Source organism: Streptomyces sp. NPDC015125, assembly GCF_043080045.1.
Classification (GTDB): Bacteria; Actinomycetota; Actinomycetes; order Streptomycetales; family Streptomycetaceae; genus Streptomyces.
Window position 1 is genome coordinate 244851 of record NZ_JBIBVF010000007.1, and the last position, 21417, is coordinate 266267.

The window sequence follows — 21417 nt, forward strand, 5'->3', positions numbered from 1 at the left end:
TGGCACCGGGCGTGACACCCCTACGACGCGGCGCCCAGATCGCGCATCGTGCGCAGGGCCGCAGCGCCTTGCGCCGCATCGGAGAGGAGTACGCGACGACGCGCTTGTGCTTCCGCACGAAACGCGAGAGCGCGGCCCGTCAGATCGCCTTCGGTGAGCGTGCTACCGCAGCAGACGTTCGCGTCCGGTCCCAGATCCCACACGAGGAAGTTGACCGCAGCGCCAGCCACGGCCAGGGGGTCCAGGTCCTGCAGACTCCAGGTCCAGCCGCGGGGGTCGACGCCGCGTTCGCGCAGGTGCTGGGCGACTGCGCGGAACACGCCTCCCGTGCCGCCGGTGGGCTCATTCAGGGAACTGGTGGACGGAGGATCGTCACCGATCGCCAGGGCGGCCAGCAGGTCGGCTGCGTCGTCTGGAGTGTGGTGCTCCGCCAGCCAGGACCGGTCTTCGCGGTGGCGCAGACAGGTGAGCGTCCAGGACATCACGTCGATGTGGGAGCGCATATAGGGATCGGTGTCCCCGGTATGGAGCAGCACTCCGTGCTTGAGCGCGGTATCGGCAACCGCCTTGATGGCGTAGAGGGTGTCGCCCGAGAGGTCCTCCTCGCACCACCGCAACATCGGGCCGGCGAGGCTGATCAGGTCCGGGCGCTGGAGCCAGTACACCGCGGCCACCTGCCCAACGGTCGGCGGCCACCGGTGCGCCGGCTGAGAGACGAAGTAGCGGGCCAGGTCCGCGGCATGGGAGGCATTGGCGCTCTTGTGCGGCCACAGTGCGAGTGCGGCGACCACGCCGCACGGGATGTCGATGCGCCCGCGCCCATACGTGCGGTTCCAAGTTTCAGCTACCGCCTCGCCGAGCGCGGCTCCGTCGGGCCTTCGCGGAACGGCCGGCGCAGACCACGGCGGGGGAGGGGAGATGGGCCGGCCGGGGCCGGTGGAATTGTGGTCCGGAAGCAGAGGTGACCTCCAGGGATGGTGTGGTGGATGTGCGGGCGGGGCTCGTCGATGGAGAGTTCAGGCCACGTTCTGCTCGCGGATGCGGAGCTCGGCCAGCGTCAGGGGGCGGCTTGTTCCCCCGCGGCGGTCGCGCAAGATCGCGACATTGCCGAGAAGCTCGCGCAGCTGCTCTTCCTGGGCCTCGGCGTGGCTGTAGCGCTCGGGCAGGGTGGCGAGCAGGTGCTTCCACTGACGCTGTCCCGCCCTGACGCAAGCTCCAGAGCAGTTGTTGTGTTGGAAGCCGAGTTCGTACAGCAGCGGAGGCCGGATTCCGAGCGCTCGGACCTCGTCCAGGAGCTGGTCCTTGGTGGCGTCGGGGCCATCGGCCAGAGGGAACTCGGTTTGCCAGGGCTGCCAGTTGCGGGCGATGGCGGGGATACGGCGACGGTCGCGATCGTTTGGCTCGATGCCGACGTACGCGATCGTGCCCTCTGGCGGAGCGTGCTCCGCCATCCAGTCCCGGCACGGCTTCTGCTTGAGGAAGAAGGTGCAGGGAGCGAGCCGGTCATTGCCCAGGAACCTCTGGTCTGCGAAGACCTCCCAAGGGTCGCGGCCGTCCCGGACAACAGTCAGCTCGAGGCCGAGCAGACGCGCTACGTCGTCAGAGAACCGCCACAAGTCAGGGTCCTCGGCACGGGTATCGGCGATCAGCAGGGTCATGTTCCTGGTGCCGAGCCGCTCAGCGACACGCAACGCGGTGACGGCGGAACCGACCCCGCCGGAGAACTGGACAACGTGCTGGGTCAATACGGATACCTCTCATTCATGAGGCGAAAGATGGGAATTCAGAACAAGTGGAAAAGGCGACATAGCGCCTGGTTGGGGCGAACCCAGCCCCAGGAGCGCCCGGCCGGGCGGAGGGCGGAGCCGGCCTCGGAAGCGTCAGTCAGCCAGATAGCGACCCGATCCAGTTGCGGATACGGGAGCAGGATGTGCTGTGCTCATGGGCTGCCGAACCGCCGACGTCGGTGGGTGGCGTCCCCTGCTGCGACGCCGCATCAAGCCGCGACGCCTGCACCGCGGTGAGTGCAGGAGCAGGTAGAGCTTGGCCAAGAAGCTGCGCGGGGACCGAGCCGACGCTGAAGTCGACGAGTGCTGCTGGCGCATTGCTCAGGGTGAATGCGGGGACCTTGTCCTGTTCGGTGGCCATGCGCTGCCGCCGGAGGACCTACGGGCACGGGCACCTGCGCGCTTCCCCCCCCGCACACCCGTCGGCCAGCCCAGGTACTTGGCCCTGGGCTGGCCAGAAGTAGCAGGTGGGCTCAGGTGCTGCCGACTTCAGAGGGCCATCTGTACGGGAGCAGTCACAACGGCTTCTCGGTCCACTCACCGCCCGGCACCTCCCGGCGCAGCAAGGCCGCGGGCTCGCGCCAGCCCTTGCCCGCATTCCTCTCCAGGTGGGCGACGGTCGAGTTCCGGCAGGCTTCCGTTTCGGCAGTAATGAGGTAGCCGTCGGTGCAGCGAATACCCCAAAGGTGGGCATCCTTCTGGCGCTTTCGGGCCTCGTCCACGTGCGCGTTGGTGAGGTCGATGGCCTGCTCCCAGCCGATCTGCTCCGCCCACGTGTCGACCTTGGTGGTGTGCGCCCGGTAGAAGTCCCGCAGCGCTGTGTAGTCATCGGCGAGGGTCTTCATCTGCGCGCCTTCGAACTTCGGGCAGTACTCCTCAGCGGCGTACCCGTACCCTTCGTTCTCGACTTTCCAGACGAAGGACACGAATTCCAGCCAGTCGTAGTCGGACAAGTCGGTGGGGTTCTGGATGCTGGTGGCGTCGGTCAAGGTGGTCTCCTGCTAGTTCGGGGCCGTTGGGTCCAGGCGCAGAGGCGGCAGGCCGCATGTGCGCTCGGCCTGCCTCTGCGGATGGCGAAGTCGCGGCCGGACAGCCAGCACCGGAGGCAGCGGGTCGCTCAGCGCCCGGCTGAAAGGGATGTACAGGCCAAGCAGGTCATCTCCGGAGCGTGTTTCACGGCGTGGCGCAGCATCGAAGCGACCGGACCCGGCCGGCGGTGCCGGCCTTGTAGCTACTCGGTCAATCCGTCGCGGGAAGCACAGGTGCACTCAGGACTTCGCCGGGGATGGTCTGCTTGGCGGACAGCGAACGCTGTGCGGGGCCAAGAGGCCGGGGCGTGATCGTGCCCTCCAGCTCGCGCCGCGGGTCGAGCATCGAGCCGCCGTCCTCAACAGCGTCGGCGTGCAGGGCCTCGCACACAGTGCGGCCGATCCGGTCGGCCTCCGTCTGGAGTGACCGGCGCTTCAGTTCGATGTCGGACTCCAAGGGGCATTCTCCTTCAGCAGAATCAGGGGCCGGTTAGGCAGCAGCCTGAGCACGGTGCGAGACGGGGACACGCTGGGCGATCAGCGGCAGGGCGCCGAAGTGCTGGAACAACTCGGGCAGGTGGAACGGTCCTTCGCTGCTCAGGTCTTCCAGCTGCTGCAGGTGCCACGCGGCCGTGTCGAAAGCGTGGGTGTACCTGCTCCGTGCGACCTGGCGTCGGCGCCAGGCCCGCCCGGGCCTAGTTCGTGCCGCGGCGATGTAGCGGTCGGCCACGCGGTTGAAGAGGAAACGGGCGGCTGCCAGATGCGGCCGAGCCAAAGGAGCGGCTGCGGCATTGGGCGCAGCGGACCCCTCGCCAGTGAGAGTTGCGACGGCATCGGTGACCGCCTTGGATATGGCCGCCCATGTCTGGCCTTCCCGCCGGTGCTGCAGGCGGGCCCGATGACTGCGGGAAAAGGGGGAGGCGGCGGCGGTGGCGGGCATCGAAGTCCTTCGAGAGGGGGCGGTGCCGGCGGCACCGGCTGACACTTATAAGATTACTCTCAAATGGGAGTCATGTCAAAATATAAGTGTCACGAAGTCGCCGCCGAACCCTAGCCCAGGGCGCACGCCGCGGCGGCCGATGCGGTGGTTGTGGCCGAGGCACGGGCGAGGGTGGCCAGACGTCCACAATGGCTGATGAGGCGGCTCCTGCGCACGGTCGGCCGTTGAGGGTGGTCCACTCGTGGCACAGCAAGGCGCGCCGCCCCTGCACGCTCCATGCCCCGACAGATCATCGGGGCATGGAACAGACAACCTTCAACGCAGCTCCTCGTCGCGACGAGGTTCACGCTCCGCACCATGTTGACGCCTGCCGTGAAGATGCCATGGTGCCGTACGACGGTGACTACCTAGCAAGTGTCACCCGCCGCTGTTGCCGCTGCGGACTGTACTCGTCGATTGGCGCCCGATACCCGGACTGGAGTTGTCAGGACTGTCGTACGTGGCACGGGCCTACGGAGTGCATCACGGCGGAGGGGTTGCCGGTGGTGGAAGGGCTGACGTACCCAGAGTGGGGTGAGGTCGCGGCGGCTATGGACTGCGTGCCGTCGTAGGCGCCCAGGTCGGAGCGAGGGAGCCGGGCCAGCCGTCGCCGCGCTCGGCTACCCGGCCGGCCTGGCTCATGAGCCCGCAGGAGCACCGCCGTCAGCCAGCACGGCCTGCCAGGCACCCCAGTACACGGGTGCTCCGCGAGGCGGCCAGTCAGGGATCTACCCAGCCGACGGCGCCTGCGGCCGGCAGGGGTAACTTGGCAGCTTCGTCGTACGGGTAGGGAAGCGCACCAGCGACAGAGTGCATGGCGCCCGCGTCACGAGGCCGCGCTCGACCTCGCGAGTACTCCACAAATCTTCGCCGCTGCGCCCACCGCTCATGTCCCCGGCAAACTGAGCGGGGGCAGGTGGGTGTGCCGGATCCATTCCGACTCGAAGACGTCCTTCTGCTTGTCCATCACATAAGCCGGGGCCGTGACGATGAAGTCCTCAGTTGTCGGCAACACCTTGGCCCGCTCGCGCCGCCAGACACGCACGGAACCATAGGTCTCCTCACGTTCCGTGCGCCGTCCGGGACGGCTCCCGACACGCTCGACGGCCCGGGCGAGGCGAGCGGGATCGCCCGTGCGTAGTCGCCGCACCGAACGCAGCGCCTGGCCGCGCACCGTGGGGTCAGATGCGCTCACCGGCAGGATGCGCCGCAGATGGTAAATGGCCCAGTCGCACGACGCCAACTCGGCCGCGAAGGCGTCCAGAACCGGTCGGTCCGTGGAGCGCTCCGCGTCGAACTGCCCAAGCAGCGAGCGCCGGCCGAAGAGGCGGCTGTTGGGGTTGAGCCGCATGGACGTGTATTCCAGGCGCAGGACCCTCCCGGCGATCTCCGGGAAGGCGCGCAGTCGGTCAAGATGGACAGGCAGCGCCCCCATGGATACGGGATAGCAGCAGAACGTGCAGTAGGACTTCTTCCAGCGCACACCGAGGCGCTCGTAGAGAAAGTCCTCACACTTCTGGCGCCCCCAACCCCAGTCAATGAGTGGATACACCCCGGTGCGCAGCGGGAGTTTGCTTGCGGTGCGATCGCGGTCCCGACGGCCGGTCTCGTCGGCGTTGAAACCGATCATCTGGCGGAAGGGCCGCCCACCGGTGGCCAGCTTGAGCCAGAGGTCCCCCACGTCGCCTTTTGCTCGAATGCTGCATTTGCGGATCCCTCCCTGCTGGGGGACAGTGCCGTTCGCTTCCATCTCGTCCCACAGGGCCCACCGTCCACGGCGGACGAGCCGCTCGGGGCTCCGGGAGTCGTCCAGGACATCGATGCCCGAAGTCAGGGACTGGCCGGCTCGGGCCAGCTGCACAAGGCGCAGGCCCTTGTCCCGCAGCATCGGAAGTATGTAGCGTTCGGCGTCGGCATCGGTGTCAGGCCACTCGTCTCCGGTCGCCATGGTGATGACGCAGGTTCGCTCAGGGTCGATGCCGTGGGCGTCCAGATCCTCGAGCACGGCCACCAGGTACGCGGTGGAGTCGACACCGCGACCCCAGTTGATCACGTATTCCACGGGCATCTGGGAGCCGACGGGGTTGTCGAACAAGGCAGGTGTCGACAGCTGTGCGGTAATTGGCACTCTCCGTAGGGAAGATGGGATGGCAGTGGACCTGGTCTCGTGTGCCAGGGGTCACCACCGCCCCGGCAGATCAACAGAACTGGTCAGTCGGCTGTGAAGGTGGCGCACTCCATGAAGCGGTGCTGGTAGTGGGGCCAGTTGCACAGCCGGCAGTAGATGTGTGCTTCGACCTGCTTGCCCCGGCATCCGGTGTCCCCGCAGGTGGCGCACTCCGCTGATGATGTCTCCGCTGCCCCCGAACCGTTCAGGCTCTCCTCGGCACAGCAGGACGAGCGCCAGCACACGCACCGGTAGCAGTCCTGGCAGTTCTGGCCGCGCGGGCACCCACAGCGGCAGTCGAACGGGGCACAGCCAGGTCGATGCCCCTCCGTCGTCGGCGCGGTGGGCTCCGGTGGTGACATTGCCGGCCCAAGCACCTTGCATGCTCCGGCCAGCGCATCGTGCGCGAGCCGGTTGCGTTCCGCCACCAAGAGCACCTGCTGCGACGTGGCCTGCTCCGCGGCCGTGGCGTCGGGAAGGATGGTAAAGGCGGACTGGATTTCGGCGTACTTCGCGAGCAGACCACGCACGATGCGCGTCGGTGAGTGCTGCGCGCAGCCGTCCCGCGTTTCCTCGACCTCCGCCCGACAGGTCCGACAGAACACGCCGGCGAAGGGGTCGATGTCCACATGGTGCACTCGCGAGAGCTCTTCGATGAGCGCGGTGTTGCGGGCCCGGGAGTCGTTGAACAGACCGCGAACGCGGTCGAGTTCCCGGAGCACGAGGCGCAGCTCGGTCAGTTCGGCCTCAGGGGCGTCCGCCACACGGGCGCGAAGCTCGGCGAGCTGTGCCATACGGAGTTGGTGCGGATTCTGGGACATGAGGGCTCTCCTGTTTGGGGATCGAGGTGGCAGAAGCGACGCGGCGGTCAGGGCATCAGGGAGCGTCAGGCTTGCTGCACTGCGGCGAACGGCCGGAGAGACAAATCTCCTCGGTCAGCCGCATCTGCTCGGACGCCTTCTCGTCCCACTCCAGACGGCGCTCTTCGCGAAGCCGGTTGAGATCACGTGTGACGGGAATGAACGGCGAACCGGGGTGCCCGGGCCAGCGATTGCCACTCACCGGGTCGAAGTTCATATTGCGGTAGGCGAGCCACATCTCGTGGTGCCGGTAGCACAGTTCCCGCGGTGGACGGACGGAGTAGCGCTGGTCAGGCGGGAACAGATCATTGGTGCCCCAATGGCGCATACGGCGCCACTGGACGCCCTCCCAGCGGTGCCACTGGGCTTTGATGTCCTCGGGAACTACGACGTCGAGGAATGTGTCGGGCGGGCCCTGGCTCATGAAGAGCTCGGGGGCGGCCTGGGTACGGCGGAGCTTGGTCACGCGCCTCCTGAGGGGGTAAGGGGCGAATCTGGTCCTGCCTTGGTGCTGAACGCGGGTGGAACGCAGTGACCGGCCGCCTCGCGCTGGAAGGGCGGGGCCGGCCGGTGAGCGGGGCGGGGCCTGCCTCATCAGCGCCGGGAGGGCCTCTCCCGGCCAGACACCCGAGGGGGGCGTTTCGGTGTCAGTCGCGCATATCGCGCTGGTCCAGGACCCGTCGGTAGTGGGCGAAGAGCCCGCGGGCGGCGTCGCGAGTGCGCTCCGGCGTGGCGGCGTCCTGGACGGTGGTCCAAAGTTCGCGGCGTACGGCGCGGATCTCGCGGGTGGTGAGGGTGCTGGTAGCGGCCATATCTCCTCCTGTGACTGGCAGGGGCTGGACAGGAATCGGGCGAGCCGTCCGGCCCGCCCGGTCGTGGGGGGGGGGGGGGGGGGGCGGGGCCGGGCCCCCACCCCCCCCCCGCGCCGGGGGGGGGCGGGGGGGGGGGGGGGGGGGGGGGGGGGGGGGGGGGGGGGGCGCCCCCCCCCCCCCCCCCCCCCACCACGACCGGGCATGAGGTGCAGCAGTGGTCGTCCGGGTACTGGGGGAGGCGGGGCGAAGGGTCCGCAGCATCTGGCCAGGCGGGTGAGTTCACTGTCGAGGGCATGATTGGTGCGGAAGTCGCGGCTCGCGCGGCCGGCGGCGACCTCCCCTGCTGGATCGTGGTCATACGGCGATGGCTCTGGGGTGCGGATCTCGCCCTCCACCGAGCACCTGGATGACACGTAAGATATTACGTTGTGTACGAGGTGGCGTCAACTCGAAGAGTCGGTATGGGGCCGTCGCTCGACATCGCGACTTGCTTTCATGTCCGATGAGGCCGCGCTCGGACGCACAGGCACAGGACGGTCCCATACCGCGGTGATCAAATGCCGATGCCAGCAGCCAGGCGCTCCTATTCACGCCCCTGAGAGCCCAGTTTCGGTGTTCCCCGCGCCGACATCAGTCCTAGCCACAGGTCACCTGTGGAGCATCGAGGACATGACCGGTCCCGTGACAGTGATTGCACGCCTTGACCCCGGCATCGCGCACGATGCCGGTCCAGAACGTGACCTGCTGCTCCCACTCGACCAGAGCGTCGGCGTACCGCTCGGCGCGAATGAGGTCCTGGACGGGGAGGTAGAGCTCCCGGGTGACAAGGACGGGCACATTGCGCCCCGACTTCAGCTCACGCATGTTGCGGCCCAGATTGGGCCTCCAACGGGAGACGGGCTCCTCGAAGGGCACGCGGATCGTGACGTAAAGACCACTTGGCTTGTCGTCGCGGCCGTTGAAGCAGTACTGGACGTGTGGCATCCGCTTGATCAGCGGCACCAGGTGGGCACGGAGCCCGGGGATATGTCCGGGGAAGCAGTGATGGAACTCGGGGCGCTCGGTCAGCGATCGCGGCATGGCCGCGACCCACGGCAGTGCGTCCGGAGCCGGGGGCTCACTACCCTCCAGCGTGATGAACGGACCGGCGTACTCGTGGGTCAGCGGGGCCTGATCCTCGGTGACCGCGTCATAGAACCGGCAGTAGGTGTCATCGCGGTCGCTGCGCCGGTTCCAGTCCTCGACGCTGAGCGACTCGGGAAAGCGGGTGGACAGTACGGACTGGTCGTTGAGCTCGTAGCGGACTGGTGTGGGGCGAGGGTGCAGCCTGGCGGTGATCTTCCCGGCCTGGTGATCCGTGGTCCACCAAACGCCGCGGCTATCCCCGAGGGCCGTCATCGGCTGGCCGTCCGCGTACATGCCGGAAAGCGGAGCCTGGCTGAACCCACTGGGCCGGGGAAGATGGTAGAACCAACGCCCGTCCGGGTGCTGGATGGCGTACTGCTCGAAATCGCTCATGCTTCTCGCTTCACTTCAGAAGGGAGCCGACGCGGCACGTCGGCCTGCGTGCAGCGGGTGTTCGGGACACGCGGGCGCACGGCGCCGTCAGCGGTCCCAGGCGGCGCCGAGGGCGAGCAGGGCGCGGCGGTACTCGATGCGCTCGACCCACACTGTCGGCCAGGCAGTGACGCCGTGGCGGGCGCCGGCGAAGGCGCCAGTGAGGCAGGCGATGGAGTCGGAGTCGCCGGACGAACAGGCGGCCCGGCGCAGTGCGGTGATCGGCTCGTCGGGGAAGAGCAAGAAGCACAGCAGGCCCGTGGCCAGGGCTTCCTCGGCGATCCAGCCAGCGCCCGTGATGGCGCACGGGTCTGCTTCGGGCGCAGGGTCTGCCAGCGCGGCATCGAGACGATCCAGGGCAGCGAGGACCTCGTCCCAGCCCCGAGCGATGAACGCAGCAGGTGTACGTCCGAGGCCGCGCTTCCACAGCGCTCCAAGCCACCGCTCGTGGTACCGCACACGGTTGACGCGGGCGTAACGACGCAACAGATGCGGCAGCAGGGACGGATTGGCGCCGTTCGACAGTAGACGAACAGCATGCGCAGTCAGGTCGGACGCGGCCAGCGCGGTGGGGTGTCCATGGGTCAGCGCGGACTGGAGCTGAGCTGCGCCGGCCTGTTCCTCTTCGCCCAGGAAGGGCACGAGACCGATGGGGGCGACGCGCATGTTGGCTCCGCATCCTTTGGAGTCAGCCTGGGTCGCGGCGAGCCATGGTGTCCCCGACTTCAGCAGGGAACAGGCCCGCAGGCAGGTAGCTCCTGGCGCCCGATTGTTGTCCGGGGCGTCGTACCACCGCACATATTCCGTCGTGAGAGCGCGCTCCAGACGGATGGGGCTGGGGCGGCCGCCGGATCCAGCGGTGAGCAGGGCGCGGCCGACTGCGAGAGTCATCTGGGTGTCGTCGGTGACTTTTGCCGGCGTCGGCAGAGCCATCTGACGCCAGGGGCCGGAGGACGCCAGGATCGACGAGATGCCGGCGAACTCGGTGGGGCGCCCCATCGCGTCGCCGAGCGCAAGTCCCAGCAGCGATCCGGTTGCTGGGTGGGCGGGTGGAAACTGCGGTGCCTTGGTGGTGTTCATGAGTCATCCGCTCTGTCGCCGGTGGTCTGTGGAGTTCTGGCCCGCCCGCTGGGGCGGGCGGGCCAGAGGCGGGCGGGATCTTGGGCCTGGATCGCGGTGACCTCCGGGCATGCAGGGGCGTCGCGGGGCGAAGCCGCGGCGGAGAGGAGGAGGGCCGCCGCCCCGCGGACGCCAGGGGGGAGGGCGCGCGCAGGGCGGCGGGTCAACGGCCAGCGCAACCGGCCGGATTTTCCACGCCCCGTGCACAGATGACGGGGTCGCAGATGCCAGAGATGCATACGATCTCGACCCGTAAGATAGTACCTCATGGCTCGCTCTTTGTAAAAACTTAAGTGTCATCCAGCTTGGTGATCACAACTCGGCGAGCGCGGCACGGGGCCCGGCCAGCGTCACGCAGGCCAAAGCCGCGCCGCTGACGGCTATCAAGGCAGGCCCCAATGGCGCGTGCGCACCAACCATCCCGGCCAGCGCCGTGCCGGCGGCCTGGCCCAGCCCCAGAGACGCGATGAGCCATGCAGACGCCTCACCGAGGGTCCCCTCCGGGGCAAGACGCTCCAGGCTGGCGAAGCACACGACCAGCAGAGGAGCCAGAAAAACCCCTGGCAGCAACGCCGCAGCCACCGCGCTGACAGGACCATCAACGACGAGATAGACCAGCAGCCCCACGAACAGGCCGACCGCCGCGTGCAGGAGTTGCTCGAAGAGGGACGCGCACCACACACGCTGCCCGTATACAAGGCCGCCGCCGAGACTGCCAACAGCCAGAGCGGCTGGGACAAGGGTGGTCAGGGCAGGAGCATGGTGACGCTCGGCCAGTGAGAGCGCGACGACGTTGAGCGCGCCCAACGCGCAGCCGGCCCCCAGCAACGCTGCTGCGAGAACACGTGGCCCGGGGCAGCGCAGCGGCCCGAGCCAGTCGGCGCGGGCCGGCGTCAGCGACCGCTGACGCCGTGCAGGACGGGTGCCGGCGAACAGTGACGTGCCGATCAGACCGAGCAGGGCAGTGGCGACCAGCACCACGCCGGCCCCGGCCGTGGAGTACAGACCCAGGACGAGCAACGGCCCCGCAATGAAGACCACTTCCTGAGCACAGGCATCCATGGCCAGGGCGGCTCGCTGCTGGGCGGGGCAGGGGGCGACGACGGGCCACAGAACCCGCAACGCGGCCTCCAGTGGTGGCGTGGCCAACCCGGCCGCCGCGGTCCACAGACCCGCGGCGACGGGCTGGCCGGCCAGGTCCTGCAGCGCGAGTGCGGCAAAGGCGCCGGTCGAGGCCAGAGCAGTCAGGGTGAGGGTCAGGAAGTGGCCGCGCCGGTCCAGCAAGCGGCCCCACAGGGGCTGGCCGACGGCGGCACTGACACCGTAGATGGCGGCCAGCAGGCTGGCCAGGCGCACCGACCCACCTTCGGCGCGGACCACCAGGAGGATCGCCAGGGGAGCCATGGCAACCGGGAGGTGTCCGACGATCGCTCCTGCGAGTAGGCGCCCGACATACTGAAGTTGCAGGACACTGCGGTAGGTGACGGAGATGTTGGGGGCGACGGTGGAAGGAGGGGCGGGCACAGTGCGGGTGGTCATGGTGAGCCGGATCCTCTTCGGCGATGTGGTGTGAGAAGCGAGATGGCTGCGGCCCGAGGCGGCTGTTCAACTCGCCTTGGGGAAGACCGGCGGCGTCCAGCCGATGAAGTCGGCATTCCACTTGGACTCGATGAGACCGGCGTCGACGATGTCGATGTAGCCCGGCCGCAAGATGTCGTTCGAGGCAACTTTGTTGTGGCCGAGGTAGACCGCGATGTGCCCCGCACGATGGTGGGTGTCCCAATACATCAAGGCACCTGGCGGCGGCTTGCGGTCCTTGTCGTGACGCATCGACTTGGGAACCGTCTTGTAGTGGTCGATGGCGTAGTTCACGCCGCTGGCTTGCCAGCCGTAGACGATCGCGGTGTAGGCCAGGCAGCGCTGCTCCCACTTCTTCTCAGAATTGCTGCCGGCGTGCGCTTTCGCCCAGGCGATGGCCGCGGCGACCGACCTGGGGTTATGCAGAGCCCAGGTCTGATGTCCGTCTGAAAACGTGCCCCCGCCCCCACCCCCGCCGCCGCTCTTCGAGGGTGGCGCGACACCGCAGGGGCTCGTCTTGCGCTTGGTGTCCCCGCCCCCACCCTCGTCCGCAGCGGGGGTCTTCCTGCCCGATCCGGAGGACTTCCCGGCACGGGCCAGGTTGAGGCCCGCCTGCCTGGCGAGCTTGCGCATCGGCGCCTCGTGCCCGGCGTACAACTTGGGGAAAGCGGACTTCTGGACCTTCTGCGCAGCCTGCCCAAGCGGCAGGGTCTGCCAGTTGGGAATGTCCATAAGGCCCGAATTGCTACCGCGCCCCTCGAAGAACGACTGGGCGGCATACGCCGGGTCCATGATCTGCGCCTTGGTACCCCAGTCCATGAACGGCCGCTGCTGGAAGAGGCCAACCGAGTCACGGTCACCGTGATCGAGATTTTGCAGAGTGCTTTCCTGCATCGCGGTCATCAGCGCGATCAGGGTGGCACGACCGGGCAGTTTGAGTTTAACGGCGACGGAGTCGATGGTCTTTGCGTAACTGATCTGTTTCTGGTGCAGCGATCCGCTGGCGTGGCCCCCGCCGGCCGGGGAGACAGCAGAGGAGTCATCTGTGCCGGCGCCAGCGTCAGTGCAACTCGCTCCCGAAGCACTTCCTGCGGGGAAGAGCAGACCGATGAGCAACAGCCCGACGACGAACACCGCAAGCGCGACGACGGCGAACTTAAGCTGCACGCCCTTCTTGACGAGGCCGGTAGCCTTCAGGGCAGCCTGAGCGACGTCCTTCTTGTCCACCCCTACTCCTCGATGCCCAGAACGCGTGTGACCATCCACGGCGCGCTTGTGTCGGCCCGCGAGACCTCGAGAGTCAGGTGGCGTGTGTAGGTGTACGAGTCAGTGCCCTTGACCGCGATGGTGACGTCGGCCCTGCGGTAGAGGCGTATCGAAGTGTCAGGGGCCGGACGCTGTTTGCCGGACGGCTGGGATATTTGCGTCCGGGTGGGCTTCGCCTCGCGGGCTTGAGCGGCTACCAGGTGGTCGAAGTCCCTGTCGCCATGGCGCTTGAGATTCTCGACCAGCGGGCTCGAAGCATATGGAGCCGCCCGCTTCACCGCCGCGGCATGAGAGCCGTCCTGATAGGGGAGACGGGTGGTGTAGGCATTGGTGAACTCTCTGGCCACCTGGTCGGGGGCGGTGAGCTTGACGGTGGGGCGGGCCGCAGGAGTGGACGGCGTCGTCGAGGGCGTAGTGACCGGCGCAGCCGGGCTCCCCTTGTCTGACGCTGACCGCGCGGGGCCGCCCTCGTCTAGCCACAGCAGACTGCCCAACGCGATGCCGGCGGCCACAATCAGTGCGATCGCCGGAACGGCGAGCGTCGTGGAAGGCTTCCCCCGGGCACCCCTGATGGCCTGCTCACGTTCCAAACGGCGCGCTGAGCGCCAGCGCTTGGCTGCCCGGCGGCGCTTGCGCCGAGGCATGTCGGCGAACTCCTCCGGCAGCTCCTCGTTGCGCAGCAAATCGCGCCACTCCGCAGCCGTGGTCGGGACGCCCGCAGCACCGCGGGAGGGGCGGCTGTCGGCCGGGCTGGTCGGCTCTTCTTCGTGATGGTCGTGCGTCACAGCGGGTCTCCGTACAAGGCAAGCGGGCATGGCGAGGTGGCCCGGGGCGGACCGGCAGGGGCCGAGCCGCCCCGGGATCTCGGCGAAAGAGGGGCGTGTGCTGCCGCGGTGGCGACGCGGGTCAGTTGCGGGAGGGTCCCGGCGGCAGGGGCCGTGGGGGCTGGGGCGCCGGTGCGTTCACCGCGGTGCGGGCGACCGAGGACCCGGCTGCCCGGTCGGTAGCAGGGGTCGGGGAGGGCGCGGGCGGTGGGAACTGGCGGAACCTGGCTCCCACCGGATTGGCCGGGCCCGCGCCGTCCCGGACGACCGTGCCCTGGATGACCCGGTCCCCGATTGCAGTGGTCTCCTCGGGGACGCCGGTCCGGCGGGGAGCGCCCGGCCGTGTCGGATAGCCACCGCCGCCCGCGCCACCTGGTTTGCCGCCTCCAGGATTGCCTGGTCCACCAGGCCCGCGGCCACCGTCGGGGCTGCCGGGACCGATGGGGGCTGGACCGATTTCTCCGGCCTTGCGTTGCGCGATCTCGGCCTTGGCGCGACGGGCCGAGGCAGGATCGTTGCCTTCGGGCCCGGTCTTGTCGAGCCTTTCGATCGTGCCGGGCTGGGCCGCGTAGTCGTCGCCCGCACCGGGCCGGCTGGGTGGGGGCGGGAAGGTGCGCGTCTGATGGGTACGGGTCCTCGCCGACGAATTTCCGCTGGAGGAGGGGCCGTTGCTGCCGCCGCTGTCCGGAGCTGGTCTGCGGTCCATGTCACCGAAGTCGCCGCGGCCCCGCTTGGGACTGAGCAGCTTGCCCATCCTGCGCATCTGGGCCAGTCGGCTAACGCCGCTGAGGATTCCGCGGCCGGCCATCTGCGCTCCGCCGGCGCTGACGATGCCGTCCAAGCGGCCCTTGACCTGAAAGGCCATTGCCGCGGTGGTGATGTTCAGTGCGGACACCATCAGCCAGCCGTAGGAAGGCAGCATCGACAGCAGTGCGACGGATACCACCATTACTGTGCCGAGCAGCATCGTCGACGTGAAAGAGACGACGACCAGGCCGATCAGCATCTCGAACCACTGGGTACCCCATTGGCGCGGTTTGCCTGGAATGCACCACAGTGCGGCGAAGGCGACCCCGCAGACCAACAGCATCAACGCGCCGATCAAGGAAGCAAGAGTCGCGAACGCCAGCGTCATCACCAGGGCGCAGAAGATGACGGCAGAGATGATGCTTGCGAGCAGCACGCCGATCCGGCCACCAGGAGAGTGCCCCTGGATCCACAGTTCCGCCTCCTCTCCCACGGTTTCCTCGTCAAGGTTGTCGACGAAGTAGTCTTCCCTGGCGTCCATGTCCGTGCCGTGCTTGAGGACTTCGTTGCCCCACTTCTCGCACGCGTTCACCGAGCCAAGATCTGCAATGCACCACGGAGTTGCCACGTAGGTGCGCCACACTGCATCGGTGGCGCGCCGGACGGTGTCGTCCTTCGTCTTGCCCGACCAGCTGGGCTCAGGGGTTTTGAACGGCATGTTCGGCACCTCCTGCCCGGACAGACCGGAGCCGATGGTGGTCATCGCTACGGAGGCCCCGAGCTGACGCCCGTTGTCCACACCTTTGACCCAGGTCTGCGGAGCTATGAGGAAGGTGGTGGCGATTGCCGCCGATGCGAAGACCCAGGCGAGCTGGCCGAGCATGCTCTGGCCCGAGTGCTTGGACCAGGCGATGAACATGCCGACGGCCACTGCGGTCGGCAGGAAGACCTTCATCATCGGCCCGGCCGCTGCACCGATGGCGTGGCCGATGGTGCTCTCCACCTCGGGCAGACTGACGACGTTGAAGCACCAGGAGGTGACCACGACAGCGGCCTGGCCGATCATGGTCAGGACGATCATCAAGATCGTGGCGACACCGTGCAGCCAACCGTCGAGGAGGTCGCCGCCGAGCACGTCGTCGGACAGCTGCTTGTCGAGCTGGTAGACGTCGGCATCGTAGGTCTCGTAGAGGGTGCCCTGTCCGTGGGGGTGATCCGGCGAGGGCATCATGTCGCCGATGCCGGCCGGTTTGTACTTGTCCGTATCATCGGCCGCTGCGACAGGCGCGAAGACCGCACAGGTGGCCAGCAGCGCGACCGTCGGAGTCAGCAGCACCCGCGCCCGCGGAATGCGCACCCACAGGTACAGCAGCGCGGTCCGGCACCGTTTCAGCACAGCCTTCATCACCCCTCCTCCCACACGGGAGCGGCGAGGCCCTCACCGGGTGAGCCGAAGCCGGCAGCGGCGGGCAGGGGTATCGCCGCGGCGGCGGCCGCGGCTCGGTCGCGGCGATCAAGCGTCATGCGAGGCTGCCTCCTTGGCGCGGCGCGGCCGGCAACGGCCGGGCCGCAGCGGATCGGTGTCATGCGTCTTCCGATGCTGGGGGCCCGGGCCTGTGGACAGAGCCAGCCGCCTCGCCCTCGCCGGCAGGGGAACCGTCCTTGTGCAAGTCGGGTTTGGCGGTGCTGGCTTCGTGGGCTTCGGCCTGGTCCTTGGGATTGGTGGACAGAGCGCGCAGGAGTTCGGCGCTGGGCGCATCGACCTGCATGGTGGCCACCCGGTCCCGGCGGTCACGCACGATGCAGTGTCCGTGCCGGATCTCGCCGTGCGCGGTCTTGCCAACACCGTGGATCAGGGCTCGCGACGATGTACCGACGGGCAACCGCAACAGTTCCGCCATGGCATCCTGCTGTACGGCCGTGCTCTGCTCGAAAGCGAAAACCGTAGTGATCGCTTCCAGCACGCCGTCCATACCCAGCAAGCTCTTGGGGTCCTGCGTGTCGATGGCGAGGCTGGTATCGAGCGCGCGGCCGGTGCGGGCGATGTAGTCGATGAACCGGCGGCCGTCATCCGTGCCGGTCAACACGTGCACCTCGGGAATCGAGATCACCTTGGGCAGGTCGCGAAGGTCCGGCCGTGCGGACGTATTGAGCGCGTACGCGATCAATCCCCTCATCAGAGCCAGCGACGCCCGCTCGGTCATCGTCATATCGCGCGGTGCGGTGCCCATCTGGGGCATCGCCAGGCCAGGAACCTGCACCAGCCACAGGCCCGGCTCGGGACGAAGCGGGGAGGCGCCCGGCCGTGGAGCCCCGAGCAGCGGAGCACCCAGCGGCGTCCGTGAGAGCTCCTCCAGCGCTTCGCCGGCCTCTGCGGCCAGCGGATCACCGCTGTTCTTGAGCAGCTCGACCACGCGCCAGGTCGCTGCATCGGGATGGGCTGCTACCTCGTTGCAGGCCCGCAGAAGCCGCGTCTCCACACCGGCGTCACGCATCCGCTCCGGAAGGATGATCAGGAGCTGGGAGACCACCTGAAGGGCCGCGTCGCCTTGCGGCAGGAGGCGGAAGAGGTCGGCGACGGCCGGGGTTTCACTTCCACAGGTGACGTGGTGCGAGTCGAGACCGAGATACCCACCTGCCTTGATCAACCCCTCCTCATCGCCCTTGAAGCCCAACATCAGCGCAAAACTGCCCTTCAGGGCTGCGATGAGGGTCGCCAGCATCATCGCGGTGGTTTTGCCCCTACCCGAGCGACCCACGAACGCAGTGGTGGTGGCGTCCCCCCTCGCACTGCCCGCGGTGATGTCGATCCGGCACACCCCGGGCGTGGTTCCGGTCAGCAGGCCCATGATCGGCCCCTGGTCATCGCCCGCCTCCGAGCCGCCCCAGAACATACTCGCCGCGAGCGCGTCGGTACCGCGCACATGCCGCAAATCGTCGACACGCAGCATGTCCCCGATCTGGGTCTCCAACCACAGTTCGCGCTGCTCCTCGGAGGCAACGGTCACGTCGATCGACAGGCCGGCGTAGTGTCCGATGACCGCGTCGGTGCGGGCGCGCAAGTCCTCCAACGATTCGGTGGAGACGACGATCAGACGCGGATGGTCCTCCAGCAGGGTCCGGCCGTCCCGGGACATGCTCTTGCGCAGTCCCTCCATGACCACCTCCGTTTCCTCCGTCTCGGCGAAGGTCTCCCCGGCGCTCCCCTCAGCAGCCGAACGCCTCTGCTCCTTGGCGCTCTGGCGCACCTTGTCGACGGCCTTGATCGCATGGCCCTTGCGCCACACGGTGAACCGCACGCTGGCCTCGGGACACACCAGGGCGTCCAACCCGGTCTCGGGGTGCGTGTAGGTGATCTCACTCAGACAGCGCAGCCACTCCTGCTCGCCGGGGGTGACGATCTGCTCGGGAAACTCCGGCATCGCCAACACCGACACCCACGCCGCGGTCTGCCCACGGCCATCGATCAGACGTACATGATCGGCGTGAGGTATCGCCTTGGACTGCGTCAGCCGCACCAGGGAGGCCCCGGTGACGGTGGGCAGGCGGGGCGGAGCGGGCTGAGGCCGGTAGGACTCACGGCTGATCGCCCAGGCAAGGAGTTCGACCGGCGCGATCCGCGCGCGCCAAGGCGTCGCTTCCAGGCGCCGCTCCATACGACGGACGAGGGCGTCGAGCTGAGCAAGCTCTGCCTGCTCCAGCCCGGTGCGGCCGATCCCGAGCGCGTCGCTGGTGGTGCTCTTGACGGTCGCGTTCGTGGCGGAGTCCCGCTCTGCGATACGTACCCCAAGGAGGATGTGACGCTGGGGCAGGTCCAGGGTGTCCAACCGCTCCGCCCACATCGAGGCCACGGACTCGACATCGCCGGCCGTGAAGATCTTGTGGGCCTCTTCGCGGTAGATCTCGCCGTCCAACCGCGCCCAGATCACCTTGAGATGGCAGTCAAAGCCCGGCAACACCTTGGCCAGAGCCAGGGCGGCGGCGTCCTGCTCGGCATCCTGGGCGGCTTCGGGCATCAAGTCGGTGTTCGAGGCCGACAGGACGTACCACGCCTCGGCGGCGGTGTCGGTGACCACGAGACCATCCGCCAGGGCGACGAGCCTGGGTTCCTTCATCATGCGCTCGGCGCCCAGTCCGAGCATCCGGCCGAACCGGGAGACGGACTTCTTGGCCGCTTTGCTGGTGCTGCTCATCGGTCAATCTCCTCGCGTGTGCGGTATCTGGAAGGTTGAGGCGGCCGGCGCGAGGGCTGGCGGGCGTCCCCGCAAGCGGCGTCGGACATGCGGAGGGGTGGAGGAGGTAGCCGCGGTGGAGGCCAGACGGGCTGCCTCCAGATCGGTCAGCTGCAGGAGCTGCACCGGCCGTTCGGTGCTGTTGCTGACCAGGTGCATCCGGCCGGCGTGGAACGACTCCTCCGGTGGCATCGCGGTACCGGCCCCGCCAAGCAGGTGCCACGTGAGAGGGGTGGGGCCGGCCAGCAACCGCGTGGTGAACAGGCTTCGGGCCGTATGGCGGAGCGGGATGGGCACTGCCCGGCAGGCCAGGACGACACGGATCCCGTACAACCGCCCGGCGCCCAGAACGGTGGTCAGGGTGTCCAGACCAGTGCCGCCAAGAGGCGGGTGGTGTCCGAACCGCAACAGGGCATTGATGGTCAAGTCGCTCTCCACCATCACGACACGCGGTGCCCCCGACCGTTCCGCGCGCACCTGCTCAGCCAGGTGGTGCAGGTGACGGTGCACGGAGGCGGCATCTGCGTAGCGCTGGACGCGCGGCTGGCCGCGGGCCCAGGTGTGCTGGTCGGCAACGTCGAGGATGTCGACGTCCGCGCCGCGCCGGGTGTACTGCGCGGCCAGGGAGCGCAGCGCGGTGGTCGCACCCAACCCCGGCCAGGCGACCACCATGATGTGGCCGGCGCGCGGCCCGAGATGCACGGGCGCACCGGCATCCGAGAGACCGAGGAGGGGGCCCGGCCCCCGGTCGAGACTGCCGGCGTCGAGATCGTCGAGTCCCACGCGTGGGACCGCCGGCTGCGGCACCTTCACGCGCAACCCCGCCCGTTCGTGACGCCGGAACCTGCCAGGGCGAACGCGCGCGCTTCGGCGCTGGTCAGGTACAGAGCCTGGAACGGGGTGGCCGCCCCGCCCTCGATCACGTGAAAGCGGCCGATGCGGGCCGAGGGCTCCGGGGCCGGGACGCCGGGGGCCAGGCGCCTCCACAGCAGGCTGCTGCCGTACCCCAGGATTCGGGTCGAGAACTCCCGGGGGCTCACGGCGCCCGGACCCGGGAGGCTGCCACCGGTGTCCCCGGCCAGGATCGTCCAGCCGCAGACGCGACCGGATGCCAGCAGCAGAGCCAGAGCCTCGACTGCGGGCGCCTCCTGCAGCTGGGTCTCCGGCCGGGTGAGCAACCAGTACGCGCGCAGAGCCTCGACGAGCCCGGCGAGCTCCTCGATGACCAGGACGCGGCGTCCGCCCCAGCCGTCGCTCGACTCCTGGCGGTCGTTGCGCAGGCCGCCCGCGGCGATCATGAGGTAGTCGTGGACCTCAGCGACGTCGTTGAGGTGACGAGCTCCAGGAATCTCGCGGGCCCAGGTGTGCTCGGCGTGAGTGAGATCGAGGATGTCGGCCTGGGCGCCGCGGGCCAGGGCCTGGGCGGCCAGCGACCGCAGCACCGTGGTGGTGCCACCACCGGCACCGGTCGCGACCAGGACGTGGTCGGTGCGGTCGGGCACGGTCACCGGCCGGTCTCCGGCGGCCAGCCCGAGGAGCAGGTCCGGACTCACCAGCAAGGGCGGAGTGCAGGCGTCGTCGAGGCGGACCGAGTCGCGCAGGACTGTGTTCGGGGTCATGACGGGACGGCTCATTTCTCATTGCCTTTCGAGCGACGCTGCTTCTTGCGGTACTTGGCGCGTGCCTTGGCGACCGCATCCGGCCCGTAGGCGCGCAACCGCGGACGAATGCGCGCGGCCGGGCCATAGGACTCGGCCTGGTCAGGTCCGTCGTCCTCGGCCGGAGCGAACAGGGGCGCAAGGGAGGGAAGTTCTGCCAGTTGTGGGAGTTGCTCCCCCAGGCGCCGGACACGCAGCTTCATGCCAGGTTTCGGCGCTGGGATACGGCCGCGGCCCAGCACGGGCCGCACACCGGTGTGCAGGTAGTTGAGGCGGATGGCCCAGACGAGGAGGTTGGTCCGCCGCCAGTAGGTGGCGGAACGCTTCGCCCCGTAGTAGGTGAGGCCCAGCGGAGGCAGGAGAAACAGCGGAGCTGCGCCCTGCGCGGGGAAGCCGAACAGCAGCAGCCAACCGCCCCAGTACAGGGGGAAGATGGCCGCGCCGTAGCGCAGCGTGGTGCGGGGCAGTCCCTCGCCGAGGTCCAGCCCGAGCAGTTCATGCTGGCGGGTCTCGATGTCCCAGTGCCGGGAGTAGGTGGACGAAGTGCGCATGGCCGGCCCCGATCAGCCGGTGCCGGTGAAGATGGAGGAGAGCTTCTCGCCCACCATCTTCAAGATCGTGACGGCTTTGCTGGAGTTGAAGATGAAGAAGGCGACGACCGCGCCGCCCACGATGTGGGTGATCAGGGCGCCGTGTTCCTTCTTGGCCCAGTGCCCGAAGGCCCGCGCCGCCAACACGGCGATGAACAGGGATCCGGTGATGGTCAGGATCCACGAGACGAGAGGATTGGTTTCGCCCATGGT

At 68.4% G+C, this 21417-nt stretch carries 21 protein-coding genes; all 21 read right to left on the reverse strand.

The window, feature by feature from the left end:
• Positions 1 to 20: 20 nt before the first annotated feature.
• Positions 21 to 791 (reverse strand): hypothetical protein, encoded by a 771-nt coding sequence (locus tag ACF088_RS18630; protein WP_392376859.1) that lies wholly within the window; start codon positions 789 to 791, stop codon positions 21 to 23.
• Between the two features lie 225 nt (positions 792 to 1016).
• Entirely contained in the window at positions 1017 to 1745 is a 729-nt protein-coding gene (locus ACF088_RS18635; RefSeq protein WP_392376860.1) for a phosphoadenosine phosphosulfate reductase family protein, read from the reverse strand.
• 139 nt (positions 1746 to 1884) lie between these two features.
• Positions 1885 to 2148: a hypothetical protein gene (locus tag ACF088_RS18640; RefSeq protein WP_392376861.1), complete on the reverse strand. Its 264-nt coding sequence runs from the start codon at positions 2146 to 2148 to the stop codon at positions 1885 to 1887.
• Positions 2149 to 2302: 154 nt separating this feature from the next.
• Positions 2303 to 2776, reverse strand: coding sequence for a hypothetical protein (locus ACF088_RS18645; RefSeq protein ID WP_392376862.1), 474 nt, complete (start codon positions 2774 to 2776; stop codon positions 2303 to 2305).
• Between the two features lie 250 nt (positions 2777 to 3026).
• Complete coding sequence (locus ACF088_RS18650) at positions 3027 to 3272, reverse strand: hypothetical protein (protein ID WP_392376863.1); 246 nt, start codon at positions 3270 to 3272, stop codon at positions 3027 to 3029.
• Positions 3273 to 3305: 33 nt separating this feature from the next.
• Positions 3306 to 3755: a hypothetical protein gene (locus ACF088_RS18655; protein ID WP_392376864.1), complete on the reverse strand. Its 450-nt coding sequence runs from the start codon at positions 3753 to 3755 to the stop codon at positions 3306 to 3308.
• Positions 3756 to 4680: 925 nt separating this feature from the next.
• Complete coding sequence (locus ACF088_RS18660) at positions 4681 to 5889, reverse strand: hypothetical protein (RefSeq protein ID WP_392376865.1); 1209 nt, start codon at positions 5887 to 5889, stop codon at positions 4681 to 4683.
• Between the two features lie 116 nt (positions 5890 to 6005).
• Complete coding sequence (locus ACF088_RS18665) at positions 6006 to 6782, reverse strand: hypothetical protein (protein ID WP_392376866.1); 777 nt, start codon at positions 6780 to 6782, stop codon at positions 6006 to 6008.
• A gap of 55 nt (positions 6783 to 6837) precedes the next feature.
• Positions 6838 to 7287 carry a hypothetical protein gene (locus ACF088_RS18670; protein WP_392376867.1) on the reverse strand — a complete coding sequence of 150 codons (450 nt, stop codon included), beginning with the start codon at positions 7285 to 7287 and terminating at the stop codon, positions 6838 to 6840.
• A gap of 181 nt (positions 7288 to 7468) precedes the next feature.
• Positions 7469 to 7633 carry a hypothetical protein gene (locus ACF088_RS18675; RefSeq protein WP_392376868.1) on the reverse strand — a complete coding sequence of 55 codons (165 nt, stop codon included), beginning with the start codon at positions 7631 to 7633 and terminating at the stop codon, positions 7469 to 7471.
• Between the two features lie 636 nt (positions 7634 to 8269).
• A complete protein-coding gene (locus ACF088_RS18680) occupies positions 8270 to 9151 on the reverse strand; it encodes a hypothetical protein (protein WP_392376869.1) in 882 nt (293 codons plus the stop codon).
• Between the two features lie 87 nt (positions 9152 to 9238).
• Positions 9239 to 10270, reverse strand: a complete 1032-nt coding sequence (locus tag ACF088_RS18685; RefSeq protein WP_392376870.1) for an ADP-ribosylglycohydrolase family protein — start codon at positions 10268 to 10270, stop codon at positions 9239 to 9241.
• Positions 10271 to 10621: 351 nt separating this feature from the next.
• The gene (locus tag ACF088_RS18690) at positions 10622 to 11848 is read right to left on the reverse strand and encodes an MFS transporter (protein WP_392376871.1); all 1227 of its coding nucleotides are present in this window, start codon (positions 11846 to 11848) and stop codon (positions 10622 to 10624) included.
• A gap of 66 nt (positions 11849 to 11914) precedes the next feature.
• Positions 11915 to 13114, reverse strand: coding sequence for a peptidase M23 (locus ACF088_RS18695; protein WP_392376872.1), 1200 nt, complete (start codon positions 13112 to 13114; stop codon positions 11915 to 11917).
• A gap of 2 nt (positions 13115 to 13116) precedes the next feature.
• Positions 13117 to 13938, reverse strand: a complete 822-nt coding sequence (locus tag ACF088_RS18700) for a hypothetical protein (RefSeq protein ID WP_392376873.1) — start codon at positions 13936 to 13938, stop codon at positions 13117 to 13119.
• A gap of 121 nt (positions 13939 to 14059) precedes the next feature.
• Positions 14060 to 16129 (reverse strand): hypothetical protein, encoded by a 2070-nt coding sequence (locus tag ACF088_RS18705; protein WP_392376874.1) that lies wholly within the window; start codon positions 16127 to 16129, stop codon positions 14060 to 14062.
• Between the two features lie 178 nt (positions 16130 to 16307).
• Positions 16308 to 18917: an ATP-binding protein gene (locus tag ACF088_RS18710; RefSeq protein ID WP_392376875.1), complete on the reverse strand. Its 2610-nt coding sequence runs from the start codon at positions 18915 to 18917 to the stop codon at positions 16308 to 16310.
• A gap of 3 nt (positions 18918 to 18920) precedes the next feature.
• The gene (locus ACF088_RS18715) at positions 18921 to 19739 is read right to left on the reverse strand and encodes a hypothetical protein (RefSeq protein ID WP_392376876.1); all 819 of its coding nucleotides are present in this window, start codon (positions 19737 to 19739) and stop codon (positions 18921 to 18923) included.
• A 26-nt stretch (positions 19740 to 19765) separates the two neighbouring features.
• Complete coding sequence (locus tag ACF088_RS18720; RefSeq protein WP_392376877.1) at positions 19766 to 20575, reverse strand: cell division protein FtsK; 810 nt, start codon at positions 20573 to 20575, stop codon at positions 19766 to 19768.
• Positions 20576 to 20586: 11 nt separating this feature from the next.
• A complete protein-coding gene (locus ACF088_RS18725) occupies positions 20587 to 21165 on the reverse strand; it encodes a hypothetical protein (protein WP_392376878.1) in 579 nt (192 codons plus the stop codon).
• Positions 21166 to 21177: 12 nt separating this feature from the next.
• Positions 21178 to 21414 (reverse strand): hypothetical protein, encoded by a 237-nt coding sequence (locus ACF088_RS18730; protein WP_392376879.1) that lies wholly within the window; start codon positions 21412 to 21414, stop codon positions 21178 to 21180.
• Positions 21415 to 21417: the final 3 nt, after the last annotated feature.

What these genes read in the sequence shown, in the direction of transcription:
- ACF088_RS18690 (WP_392376871.1), bottom strand. Translation starts at nt 11,848, where the DNA reads ATGACCACCCGCACTGTGCCCGCCCCTCCTTCCACCGTCGCCCCCAAC.
- ACF088_RS18680 (WP_392376869.1), bottom strand. Translation starts at nt 9,151, where the DNA reads ATGAGCGATTTCGAGCAGTACGCCATCCAGCACCCGGACGGGCGTTGG.
- ACF088_RS18730 (WP_392376879.1), bottom strand. Translation starts at nt 21,414, where the DNA reads ATGGGCGAAACCAATCCTCTCGTCTCGTGGATCCTGACCATCACCGGA.
- ACF088_RS18685 (WP_392376870.1), bottom strand. Translation starts at nt 10,270, where the DNA reads ATGAACACCACCAAGGCACCGCAGTTTCCACCCGCCCACCCAGCAACC.
- ACF088_RS18705 (WP_392376874.1), bottom strand. Translation starts at nt 16,129, where the DNA reads ATGAAGGCTGTGCTGAAACGGTGCCGGACCGCGCTGCTGTACCTGTGG.
- ACF088_RS18675 (WP_392376868.1), bottom strand. Translation starts at nt 7,633, where the DNA reads ATGGCCGCTACCAGCACCCTCACCACCCGCGAGATCCGCGCCGTACGC.
- ACF088_RS18720 (WP_392376877.1), bottom strand. Translation starts at nt 20,575, where the DNA reads ATGACCCCGAACACAGTCCTGCGCGACTCGGTCCGCCTCGACGACGCC.
- ACF088_RS18665 (WP_392376866.1), bottom strand. Translation starts at nt 6,782, where the DNA reads ATGTCCCAGAATCCGCACCAACTCCGTATGGCACAGCTCGCCGAGCTT.
- ACF088_RS18640 (WP_392376861.1), bottom strand. Translation starts at nt 2,148, where the DNA reads ATGGCCACCGAACAGGACAAGGTCCCCGCATTCACCCTGAGCAATGCG.
- ACF088_RS18655 (WP_392376864.1), bottom strand. Translation starts at nt 3,755, where the DNA reads ATGCCCGCCACCGCCGCCGCCTCCCCCTTTTCCCGCAGTCATCGGGCC.
- ACF088_RS18725 (WP_392376878.1), bottom strand. Translation starts at nt 21,165, where the DNA reads ATGCGCACTTCGTCCACCTACTCCCGGCACTGGGACATCGAGACCCGC.
- ACF088_RS18710 (WP_392376875.1), bottom strand. Translation starts at nt 18,917, where the DNA reads ATGAGCAGCACCAGCAAAGCGGCCAAGAAGTCCGTCTCCCGGTTCGGC.